The sequence below is a fragment of the Stenotrophomonas sp. SMYL20 genome (assembly GCF_036320045.1).
Lineage (GTDB): Bacteria > Pseudomonadota > Gammaproteobacteria > Xanthomonadales > Xanthomonadaceae > Stenotrophomonas > Stenotrophomonas maltophilia_A.
On the sequence record NZ_JAWIRT010000013.1, the window covers coordinates 22,478 to 25,847 of the forward strand.

Below are 3,370 nucleotides of genomic sequence, written 5' to 3' on the forward strand. Positions count from 1 at the left end.
CCGGGCTTGGGGTGGGCCGGCGCGCGGCCCGGCCGGCCGGTGCAGCGGGCCGCCGCCGCCCCGCGCCCGGCTCTACCGGGGGAATTGACGTCCCGGCTTAGAACGCGCTGGGGCGCGGCTCCGGCAGCGGCTGGTCGACCATTGGCTTCAGTTCGGCATCCAGCGCCACGCGCTCGTCGAACACGAAGCAGCGGCCTTCGTAACCTTCGCCGCCCACCTCCTCGAAGTAGCCGAGGATGCCGCCGTCGAGCTGCAGCACATTGTCCATGCCGTCGTTGACCATCCACAGCGCGGCCTTCTCGCAGCGGATGCCGCCGGTGCAGAAACTGACCACGGTGCTGTCCTTCAGCGCCTCGCGGTGCGGCGCCAGCGCCTCGGGCAGGTCGGTGAACTTGTGGATGGGCAGCACCAGCGCATCCTTGAAGGTGCCGTACTCCACTTCCTGCAGATTGCGCGTATCGAGCATGACCACCGGCTTGCCGGCGTCATCATGCCCCTGCCGCAACCAGCGCTGCACGGTAGCCGGATCGACCGCCGGTGCACGCGGATACTCCAGCGGCTGGCCGTCATCACGGCGGAAGCTGATGATCTCGTCCTTCACCTTGGCCTTCAGCCGCGCGAACGGCTGATGCTCGCTCAGGCTGGTCTTGACCCGCATATCGGCAAAGCGCGCATCGGCATGCAGCGCCGCATAGAAACTTTCGACCGCCTCCGGCCCACCCGCCAGGAACAGGTTCAGCCCCTCGCCCGCCACCAGGATCGTACCGCGCAGCTGCGCCGCCTCGGCACGCGCCAGCAACTGGTCGCACAGGGCCTGGGGGGCGTCGATGACGGCGAAATGGTAGGCAGCGGTATTGGCGATCATCCCGCCATTTTAGCGCCTCCCGCCCGCACGGACAGATTCAGGGGTCGGATCCCTCTGCACGGCAGAGGGATCCGACCCCGGCAGGCACCCGGAACCGGGCAGAGGCAGGGCGGTGTGGGCCGGCGGGGGCGGGGGGGCCCCGGACCGTTGGCGCCATGGATGGCGCCATCGAGCCCCCATGGACGGGTTTACGGCGTGTCCCGCTTGCCCACACCGCCCTGCCCACCACGGATTGCCTGCTGTTGCTGTTGCTTTTGCTGTTGCCGGCCAGCGGCCGGCACTAGCGGGTGCCGGGTGCAACCCGGCCAGAAGCCCCCCTTACCCCCGCAACAGCACGAACGGCAGCAGCACCAGCGCCGCCGCACCGGCCATCGCCAGCAGCACCAGCACCACATATGCCGGCCGGCGCCGGAACAGGCTGCCGAAGGTCTCCGCCGTCCCCTCGCGCAACGCCTGCTCGCGCTCGGCACGGATGCGCGGCCCGCGTTCGGCCTGGTACTCGGCCATCAGCGCCTTTGCACGCGGATGATCGGCGTCCTCGCGCAGCCACAGGCCGCCGTTGGAAATGCCCCAGGGGCTGGGTTCGGTGCGATACCAGGCGATGCCGTGCTGGTCGAGCAGCGTGCAGACATCGGCGTATTCGTCGTCGCCGACATTGCGCAGATTGAGCAGGAGTTTTGCCATGCCCCCATGATACCCGGCGCCGATGCGCTACCCTTGCCGCCCTCGCCCTGCGCCCTTCCGGAGTCGCCCGATGCGCCGCCTGCTGCTTCCCCTGCTGCTGTCCCTCGCCGCCGTTGGCTGCTCGACCGAACCGTCCGGCCCGCCGCCGGGTGGCACCCTGACCACCTTCGAGCGCATCGATACCGTCCCGGGTACCGGCGCCGAAGCCGTTGCCGGCAACAAGGTCACCGTGCACTACACCGGCTGGATCTACGACAACCGCACCGAAACCAAGCACGGCAAGACCTTCGACAGCTCGGTCAGCCGTGGCGAACCGTTCACCTTTGCGCTCGGCGCCGGCCAGGTCATCCGCGGCTGGGATGAGGGCGTGGCCGGCATGAAGGTCGGCGGCAAGCGCACCCTGATGATCCCGCCGGACTACGGCTACGGCGACCGCCGGGTTGGCCCGATCCCGGCCGGCTCGTCGCTGGTGTTCGATGTCGAGCTGCTCGATGTCAAACCGTAATACCGCAACGCCTCCACGGGTCGCCGTCATCGGCGGCGGCCCGGCCGGCCTGTTCGCCGCCGAGCGCCTGCGCGCGGCCGGGCTGCAGGTGGACCTGTACGAGGCCAAGGGTTCGCCCGGCCGCAAGTTCCTGATCGCCGGCAAGGGCGGGCTCAACCTCACCCATTCCGATCCGCGGCCGCTGTTCGACAGCCGCTACCGCGAGCAGGCCTCTACCGTGGGACGCTGGCTGGACGGCTTCGACGCGCAGGCGCTACGCGACTGGGCTGCCGGCTTTGGCGTGGAGACCTATGTGGGCAGCTCCGGCCGCGTGTTCCCGGTCGACCGCAAGGCAGCCCCACTGCTGCGCGGCTGGGTGCGCCGCCTGAAAGAACAGGGTGTGCGCCTGCACGCCAACCACCGCTGGATCGGATGGAGCGACGACGGCGCCCTGCGATTTGAAACCGAAGACGGCGCCGTTGAAGTGCATGCCGATGCTACCGTGCTGGCCATGGGCGGCGGCAGCTGGCCGCAGCTGGGCAGCGACGGCGCCTGGGTCTCGCCACTGCAGGCACGTGGCGTGGACATCGCACCGCTGCAGTCAGCCAACTGCGGTTTCGACGTGGACTGGACGCCGTTCTTCGCCCAGCGCAATGCCGGCGCACCGTTGAAGCCGGTGATCGCGCACTGGGTCGACCTGGCCGGACAGCCGCAGTCGCTGCAGGGCGAATGCGTGGCCAGCGAGTACGGCATCGAAGGCAGCCTGATCTACGCATTGGCCGCAGACCTGCGCGAGACCATCAACCGCGATGGCCACGCGATGCTGTGGCTGGACCTGGTGCCGGGCCGCGATGAAGCACGCCTGCTGGCCGACCTGTCACGCCCGCGCAAGGGTCGCAGCTTCGGCGAGCACCTGCGCCGCCAGGTCGGCCTGGATGCAGTGAAGGCCGCGCTGGTGTTCGAGATGCTAGGCAAGGAAGCGGGCAACGATCTGCCTGCCGTGGCAGCTACGCTCAAGCGCCTGCCCCTGCGCCTGCTGCGCCCCCGGCCGATGGCCGAGGTGATCAGCACCGCCGGTGGCGTGCGCCTGGATGCGCTGGATGATGGCCTGATGCTGCGGGCAGTGCCCGGCGTGTTCTGTGCCGGCGAGATGCTGGACTGGGAGGCGCCGACAGGTGGCTACCTGCTGACCGCGTGCTACGCCAGTGGCCTGCGTGCTGCGGAAGGCGTGATCGGGTGGCTGGCAGCGCGGTGACACCTGCGTTGTAGAGTCGGGGGGGGGGGGGGGGCGGGGTGGGGGGGGGGGGGGGGAGGCGCGGTGGGGGGGGGGGAGTCAA

Annotated in this window: 4 protein-coding genes; 2 read left to right on the forward strand and 2 right to left on the reverse strand. The window is 69.9% G+C overall.

Annotated elements, in window-relative coordinates; genetic code table 11:
• Positions 1–97: 97 nt before the first annotated feature.
• Together V3B48_RS11475 and V3B48_RS11480 are read right to left on the reverse strand one after the other, a co-directional pair.
• Complete coding sequence (locus tag V3B48_RS11475) at positions 98–865, reverse strand: sulfurtransferase (RefSeq protein WP_132809778.1); 768 nt, start codon at positions 863–865, stop codon at positions 98–100.
• A 318-nt stretch (positions 866–1,183) separates the two neighbouring features.
• Entirely contained in the window at positions 1,184–1,549 is a 366-nt protein-coding gene (locus V3B48_RS11480) for a DUF6164 family protein (protein WP_094000077.1), read from the reverse strand.
• Positions 1,550–1,619: 70 nt separating this feature from the next.
• On the opposite strand from V3B48_RS11480, the gene V3B48_RS11485 reads away from it, so the two are divergent.
• Together V3B48_RS11485 and V3B48_RS11490 are read left to right on the forward strand one after the other, a co-directional pair.
• Positions 1,620–2,054, forward strand: a complete 435-nt coding sequence (locus V3B48_RS11485; protein ID WP_049421508.1) for an FKBP-type peptidyl-prolyl cis-trans isomerase — start codon at positions 1,620–1,622, stop codon at positions 2,052–2,054.
• Complete coding sequence (locus V3B48_RS11490; RefSeq protein ID WP_329893768.1) at positions 2,041–3,288, forward strand: TIGR03862 family flavoprotein; 1,248 nt, start codon at positions 2,041–2,043, stop codon at positions 3,286–3,288. Before V3B48_RS11485 ends, V3B48_RS11490 begins: the two co-directional genes overlap by 14 nt.
• Positions 3,289–3,370: the final 82 nt, after the last annotated feature.

Coding starts and splice junctions, on each gene's coding strand:
- V3B48_RS11480 (WP_094000077.1), bottom strand. CDS start 1,549: ATGGCAAAACTCCTGCTCAATCTGCGCAATGTCGGCGACGACGAATAC.
- V3B48_RS11490 (WP_329893768.1), top strand. CDS start 2,041: ATGTCAAACCGTAATACCGCAACGCCTCCACGGGTCGCCGTCATCGGC.
- V3B48_RS11485 (WP_049421508.1), top strand. CDS start 1,620: ATGCGCCGCCTGCTGCTTCCCCTGCTGCTGTCCCTCGCCGCCGTTGGC.
- V3B48_RS11475 (WP_132809778.1), bottom strand. CDS start 865: ATGATCGCCAATACCGCTGCCTACCATTTCGCCGTCATCGACGCCCCC.